Origin of the sequence: Bradyrhizobium sp. SHOUNA76 (genome assembly GCF_023006445.1) — a bacterium.
In the GTDB taxonomy this organism is placed as follows: Bacteria; Pseudomonadota; Alphaproteobacteria; order Rhizobiales; family Xanthobacteraceae; genus Bradyrhizobium.
Window position 1 is genome coordinate 1 of record NZ_JALBHA010000326.1, and the last position, 7,513, is coordinate 7,513.

Genomic DNA, 7,513 nt, shown 5'->3' on the forward strand with positions numbered 1-7,513 from the left:
CCCTTCGGCGCGGGCTTCGGCACCGGCACGGTCTGCGCGAACGACGTCGCGGTCACCATCGCGGCAGTGACGAGAAGCACGCCGGCCACGCGCGCGCCTCGCGCGGCGATGGTGGCAGCGAATCGAATGTCCGGATGTCTGATCAACGCGTCGTCCTGTATGGCTGGGCGTCTTTTAGCGTGATTTCGGGCAAAAGCAGATAACGATTTCGCGTGAAATGATGTGTTGAGGCGGCTGCCTCACATATGGCTGTCTTCTTCCTCGACCAGAATCTCGCGCTTGCCGGCATGGTTGGCGGGCCCGACGATGCCTTCCAGTTCCATGCGCTCCATCAGCGATGCGGCGCGGTTGTAGCCGATCTGCAGGCGGCGCTGGATGTAGCTGGTCGATGCCTTGCGGTCGCGTTTGACGATCGCAACGGCTTGCTGGAACAGATCGCCGCCGCCATCCCCGCCCATGCCGGTCGCGTCGAACACCGCGCCGTCCTCGTCCTCGGTCGGCTCCTCGGCGGTAACCGCTTCGAGATATTCCGGTTGTCCCTGTGTCTTGAGGTGACGCACCACCTTCTCGACTTCCTCGTCGGACGCAAAAGGTCCGTGCACGCGGCTGATGCGGCCGCCGCCGGCCATGTAGAGCATGTCGCCCTGGCCGAGCAGCTGCTCGGCGCCCATCTCGCCCAAAATGGTACGGCTGTCGATCTTGGACGTCACCTGGAAGGCGATGCGGGTCGGGAAGTTCGCCTTGATGGTGCCGGTGATGACGTCGACCGACGGACGCTGCGTCGCGAGGATCACGTGCAGGCCGGCGGCACGCGCCATCTGCGCGAGGCGCTGCACCGCGCCTTCGATGTCCTTGCCGGCGACCATCATCAGGTCGGCCATTTCGTCGACGATGATGACGATGTAGGGCAGCGGGTCGAGCGAGAGTTTCTCTTCCTCGTAGATCGCCTTGCCGGTCTCCTTGTCGAAGCCGGTATGCACCGTGCGCGTCGGCTCTTCGCCCTTGGCCTTCAATTCGAGCAGGCGGGTGTTGTAGCCGTCGATGTTGCGCACACCGAGCTTGGCCATGTTCTTGTAGCGCTCTTCCATCTCGCGCACGGCCCATTTCAGCGCGACCACCGCCTTCTTCGGGTCGGTCACGACGGGCGTGAGCAGATGGGGGATTCCGTCATAGACGGAGAGTTCGAGCATCTTCGGATCGACCATGATCAGGCGGCACTGGTCCGGACGCAGCCGGTAGACCAGGCTGAGGATCATGGTGTTGATGGCGACCGATTTGCCGGAGCCGGTGGTGCCGGCGATCAGCATGTGCGGCGTGCGCGCGAGGTCGATGATCACAGGGTCGCCGCCGATGGTCTTGCCGAGGCAAAGCGGCAGTTTTGCCACCGTGTCGGTCGCCTCTTTCGCAATCAGCAATTCGCGCAGATAGACCTTTTCGCGATGCGCGTTCGGCAGCTCGATGCCGATGGCGTTGCGGCCGGGCACGACGGCGACGCGTGCGGACAGCGCGCTCATCGAACGGGCGATATCGTCGGCAAGTCCGATCACGCGCGACGACTTGATGCCGGGCGCCGGCTCCAGCTCGTACAGCGTGACGACGGGACCGGGGTTGGCCTTCACGATCTCGCCGCGCACACCGAAATCCTGCAGCACGCCTTCGAGCGAGCGCGAATTGGTCTCGAGCTCGGCCTTGCTGAGCGGCTGGCGGTCGCCGGCCTTCGGCGCGGCCAGCATGGAGACCGACGGAAGGTCGAACTTGTCGGAGGATTTCTTGGCAGGGGTCTTCGGGGCAGCCTTCTTGCGCGGGGCGCGCGCAGCGGGCTCCTCTTCCTCTTCCTCCTCGTCTTCCTCTTCTTCGTGCTGGTCCTCGTCATCCTCGTCTTCGGGCTGCGGCGAGATCGAGGGCGCAGCGCGGCCGCCGCCGAGATTCGGCTCCTGGCGGCTGAATGCCACGGCCTTGGTCTTCGGTCCGCTCGAGACCAGCGAGCGATAGGCGGCACTGAAGAGCCAGATCAGACGCGCCTTGGTGCTCATCAGCGCATGGAACAGCCAGCCCAGCGACACCGAACCGCGATCGCTCCCTTCGTCTTCGTCGAGCGGCTTGTCGTCATCCTCGATCTCCGCGAGCTCGTCGTCATGCTCACGGGCGCCAAGACCGCAGGCGATCAGGAAGGTCGCGGCCAGCGCGGCGAACAGGATCGTGCCCAGCACGATGCGATAGATTGTCCCGGCCGGTCCGAAAATCACCGCGGGCGCGCGCACCAGGGCGTCGCCGACCACGCCGCCGAGGCCGGTCGGCAGCGGCCATGCGCCGCCATGCGGCCAGCAGCTGACGAAGCCCGCCGCAATCACCGTGCAGAGAATCCAGGAGCCCAGCCGCAGCGCTTCGCGGTCGAACGGGCGATGCGTCATCATGCGCCAGCCCCAGACCGCGACGGTCAGGACCAGCATGATCGCCCCGAGCCCGAGAATCTGCATCGCGAGATCGGCGCCGATCGCACCGGCATAGCCGAGGATGTTGCGGATCGGCCGCGAGGTGGCGTGGCTGAGGCTGGGATCCTGCACCGACCAGGTCATCAGTGCGGCTGAGGCGACGCCGGCCAGCGTGATCAGGCCGAGGCCGGTGAGCTCGCGCATGCGCCGCGCCAGACCCTCGCGGATCGAGGGCGGCAGATGGCCGACCAGTGGAATGACACGTTCGATTGCCGACATGCTCATGGGCCCCGCCTAACCCAGAGTCTCGACCAGGCGGTGCAGCGCCTGCGCCGTGGTCTCGCCATCCTGCACCAGCGCGAGGCGAATGTAGCCCGCGCCGGGATTGAATCCGTCAGGCTGCTGCCGCGCCAAAAAGCTGCCGGGCACCACACGCACGCCTGCTTCCGTGAAGAGTTTCAAACACACCGACACATCGTCGCCGATCGCGGACGTGTTGAGCCAGACGCAGAAGCCGGCGTCGGGCCGGCGATAGCCGTAGCGATTGCCGATGATCTGGTCGGCGAGATCGAACTTGATCCGGTAAAGCCTGCGGTTCTCCTCGACATGCGCTTCGTCGCCATAGGCAAAGGTCGCGACGTGCTGGAGCGGCACCGGCACCTGCGGCGCTGCGATGTTGCGCAGCTCCAGGAAAATCCCGATGAACCTCTTGTCGCCGGCGGCGAAGCCGACGCGCAGGCCCGGCAGGTTCGAGCGCTTCGACAGCGACTGGAACGCGGCCACACGGGTGAAGTCCGCACCCGCGCATTCGAGCGCGCTGCCCGGAGCTTCGCGGGTGTAGATCTCCGAATAGCACTCGTCGCTGAGGATCATGAAGCCGTGGCGATCGGCGAGGCTCTTCAGGCGCGTGAAGTAATCGCGCGAGGCGACCGAGCCCTGCGGATTGGCGGGCGAGGCCAGATAGAACGCCACGGTGCGCGCCAGCGTTGCTTCGTCGATGGCGTCGAGATCGGGCAGGAAGCCGTTTTCGATCGTTGTCGGCAGATGGACCGGCTCGCAGGCCGCAGCTAAGGCGCCGGCGCCATAGACCGGATAGAACGGGTTCGGCATCAGGATCGCGGGCTTGCCGGGACGCGGGCCGACGTAGCGCTTTGCTGCGATCGCGGCGAGGAACAGCCCCTCGCGGCTGCCATTGAGGACGAGAATCTCGCTTCGGGGGTCGAGCGGCCGCGGCAGCTTGAATCGCGACGACAGCCAGGTGCTTGCTGCCTGACGGAACGGGTCGGTTCCCTGGTTCATCGGGTAGCGGCCGAAATCGGCGATGTGCTTGGCCAGCACCGGGCCGACGAAATCAGGCACGGGATGCTGCGGTTCGCCGACCGCGAGCGAAATCAAGGGCTTGCCGGGCTGATGCGGGGCCAGCAGCTCGTTCAGCCGCACAAAGGGCGAGCGTTCGGTGTCTAGGCTTCCACCGGCCTGCGGCGCGCGGGATGAAGCGGTCATAGCCATTCTGGGCGCCAGCACTCTTGGAACAGCCGGTCGCGCGAAGGCCCCGGCGGGAAGCGGTTCACTTCACCATAGATAGGGCGAGGTTAAGACGCGATTAACCATCGGCTTTCCGCGTCATCAAGAGTCAATTCCGTGACCCAGATCGGAGGTCCGGCCCGTCCCGAGCGGGGGTGGCGATGCCGGGGCCACCTCTCCCGCTTGCGGGAGAGGTCGGCGCGCAGGGCCGGGTGAGGGCTCTTTCCTCTTGGGAAATCCCACTGCGGAGGCACCCCCACCCCGGCCCTCCCCCGCAAGCGGGAGAGGGAGCGCACCGTCCTGCGGCGCGATCGACGCTCAACGCCCCGGCAGCTTCTCGAACGTCTTCATGCCCGCCGGGATGGCGTGGAATTCCTGGATGTCGCAGGTGTAGATCGCCATCTGCGGATGGAACTGCTTTGGCTCATCCAGCGTGCCGACTTTCAGGATCGCCGCCGGCAGGCCCGGAGCCCTGGTCACCAGATGGGTGCCGCACTCGGCGCAGAATTCGCGCGTGACGGCGCGTTCGAGGTCCTTGCGGGTGAACTGCTTGGGTTGCCCCAGGACGTAGCTGAAGCCGGCCGCCGGCATCGCGATGAAGGTGTTGGGCGCGCCGCCCGTAATGTACTGGCACTCGCGGCAATGACACTGGGCCTGCATCATTGGATCGCCTTCAGCCACGTAGCGCACTTCGCCGCAATAGCATCCGCCTTCCAAACGCATGACCACCTCCCGATTATCGTTTCTTGTGGTCGATATTTCTGCGCCGGTGGCGCGGAATGGCAATCCCTTTCTTCGGAACCAAATCAGAAAGCGCCCTGCCAAAAGAAAGGGGCTCCAGCTTGCGCTGGAGCCCCTCAACGGTCAGGGCATTGCCGGGTATGTGCCCGAACCGTAGGTCTGGGCGCGGTCTCCGGGGAGACCGCGCCCGGGAGGAGACTTACATGTTGTAGGCGCGCTCGGTGTGCTCGGTGATGTCGAGGCCTTCACGCTCGCTCTCGACATTGGTGCGCAGACCAACGATCACGTCGACGACCTTGTAGAGGATCGCCGAACCGATGCCCGACCACACCAGCGTGGTGCCGACGCCCCAGAGCTGGGCGATCATCTGCGCCGCGAAGTCGTAGTCGCCGACCTTCGGCGGGATCGCGGTGTAGTCCATGACGCCCGCGCCACCCAGAGCCGGGTTGACGAGGATGCCGGTGCCGAGAGCGCCGACGATGCCGCCGATGCAGTGGACGCCGAACACGTCGAGGCTGTCATCGTAGCCGAGCGCGTTCTTCACGACGGTGCAGAAGAACAGGCAGACCACGCCGACGATCAGGCCGAGGACGATCGCGCCCATCGCGCCGGAGAAGCCGGCGGCAGGCGTGACGGCCACGAGACCCGCGACAGCGCCGGAGATGACGCCGAGCACCGACGGGTGACCCTTGATGATCCACTCCGCGAACATCCACGACAGCGCGGCGGCTGCGGTGGCGACGAAGGAGTTGGTCATGGCGAGGGCTGCGCCGCCGTTGGCTTCGAGGTTGGAGCCGGCGTTGAAGCCGAACCAGCCGACCCAGAGCAGCGAGGCGCCGATCATCGACATGGTCAGCGAGTGCGGAGCCATCAGCTCCTTGCCGTAGCCGACGCGCTTGCCGATCAGGAGAGCGCCGACGAGGCCTGCGATGCCGGCGTTGATGTGCACCACGGTGCCGCCCGCGAAGTCGATCGCGTCCTTCTTGAAGATCCAGCCGGCGTCGGCCTTGATCTCGGCGAGCTTCGCCTCCGCCGCGGTCTTCGCCGCCGCGTCAGTGGCAGCAGCGAGCGCCTTGGCTGCGTCCTGGATCAGGTCCGGACCCTGCCAGTACCAGACCATGTGCGCGATCGGGAAATAGATCAGCGTGACCCAGAGCGGGACGAACAGCGCGATCGCCGCGAACTTCATGCGCTCGGCAAAAGCGCCGACGATGAGGGCGGGCGTGATCGCCGCGAAGGTCATCTGGAAGCAGACATAGATGAGCTCCGAGATGTTGGCGTCGACCGAGAAGGTCGCAGCCTTCGTATCGGTGGTCACGCCCATCATGAAGGCTTTGGAGAAGCCGCCGATGAAGTCGGAGCCGCCGGTGAAGGTGAGGCTGTAGCCGTACACGGCCCAGATCACGGTGACGACGCAGACGGTGTAGAACACCTGCATCAGGACGGAGAGCATGTTCTTGGAACGGACGAGACCGCCGTAGAACAGCGCAAGGCCCGGGATCGTCATCAACAGCACCAGCACTGTCGATGTCAGCATCCAGGCGTTGTCTCCCTTGTTGACCGTTGGCTCGGCATAGGCTGCGGTCGCAGCGAACAGGCCGACTGCGAGAGCCGCCAATCCCGCGCCATAGGGACGCTTGAACGTCATAATATTCACTCCTGATTGGATAAGGTTGAGCGCGAAATCAAAGGGCCGCGGCATCGGCCTCGCCGGTGCGGATGCGCACCGCGTGGTCGAGGTTGATGACGAAGATCTTGCCGTCGCCGATCTGTCCGGTCTTGGCGGCAGACGTGATGGCGTCGATGGTCTTGTCGACCTGGTCGGAGGCGACAGCGACCTCGATCTTGATCTTGGGCAGGAAGCTCACGGCATATTCGGCGCCGCGATAGATTTCCGTATGGCCCTTCTGGCGGCCATATCCCTTGACTTCCGTCACCGTGAGACCGTGAACGCCGATGGCGGTCAGGGCGTCCCGGACTTCTTCCAACTTGAATGGCTTGATAATCGCCATAACAATTTTCATGGGTCCTATCCCCGCTTGGGCCCGGTCCGGACATGGCCGGGCGTTTCTCGACTGGTTCGCCACGAGGGAGAAAGTTCACTACGCGGGCACAGCCGGGACCCTTAGAATCAAATGCCGTGCCAGATCAGGCGCATTGCCTAACGGACTATGAAGACGGGGGTTTTCGCATTTGACGGGTATGGCGGTGCGGTGCGCTATTCCGTCGCGCCCAAAACGTGGTCACACCTGATTAAAACGCGAGCACGACAGGCTGCCGACACAATGTTGCTCACGCGCCGGGCAGCCGAGAGGTAATTAAGTAGCGTCGCGCTCTATTGCAGGGCTTCGCCGTGCTGCGAAATATCCAGCCCCTCGAGCTCGTGCTCACGGGATACGCGCAAGGGCACGAACAGGCCGACCAGCTTGAGCAGGATGAAGCTCACGCCCGCCGACCAGACGAAGGTGACGGCGACGCCGTAGAACTGGATCAGCAGCTGCTGCGGATGGCTCTCGAACAGGCCGGCGGTGCCGCCGATGGCGCTGGTTGCGAACACGCCGGCGAGCAGGGTTCCGGTCAGGCCGCCGATGCCGTGGACGCCGAACACGTCGAGCGAATCGTCGTAGTTGAAGCGGTGCTTCAGCCAGGTACAGGCCCAGTAGCAGACCGCACCGGCGATGATGCCGATGACGATGCCGTGCCAGGGCGCCACGAATCCGGAGGCCGGGGTGATGGTGCCGAGACCGGCCACCGCGCCGGAGATCATGCCGAGCACCGAGGGCTTGCGCCGGGTCGACCATTCGATCGCGGCCCAG

General features: G+C 65.1%; 6 protein-coding genes. All 6 read right to left on the minus strand.

Going from position 1 to position 7,513, the window contains the following annotated elements; genetic code table 11:
• Positions 1–239: 239 nt before the first annotated feature.
• On the minus strand, positions 240–2,717 hold the full coding sequence (locus MOV74_RS26115) for a DNA translocase FtsK (protein WP_246929233.1): 2,478 nt from the start codon (positions 2,715–2,717) through the stop codon (positions 240–242).
• Positions 2,718–2,726: 9 nt separating this feature from the next.
• Positions 2,727–3,941 carry an aminotransferase class I/II-fold pyridoxal phosphate-dependent enzyme gene (locus tag MOV74_RS26120; protein WP_246929234.1) on the minus strand — a complete coding sequence of 405 codons (1,215 nt, stop codon included), beginning with the start codon at positions 3,939–3,941 and terminating at the stop codon, positions 2,727–2,729.
• Positions 3,942–4,274: 333 nt separating this feature from the next.
• On the minus strand, positions 4,275–4,679 hold the full coding sequence (locus MOV74_RS26125; protein ID WP_246929235.1) for a GFA family protein: 405 nt from the start codon (positions 4,677–4,679) through the stop codon (positions 4,275–4,277).
• Between the two features lie 217 nt (positions 4,680–4,896).
• Positions 4,897–6,345, minus strand: coding sequence for an ammonium transporter (locus MOV74_RS26130; protein WP_246929236.1), 1,449 nt, complete (start codon positions 6,343–6,345; stop codon positions 4,897–4,899).
• 37 nt (positions 6,346–6,382) lie between these two features.
• A complete protein-coding gene (locus MOV74_RS26135; protein ID WP_008142813.1) occupies positions 6,383–6,721 on the minus strand; it encodes a P-II family nitrogen regulator in 339 nt (112 codons plus the stop codon).
• A gap of 311 nt (positions 6,722–7,032) precedes the next feature.
• The coding region (locus MOV74_RS26140; protein ID WP_404979175.1) for an ammonium transporter at positions 7,033–7,513 on the minus strand (481 nt) is incomplete at its 5' end.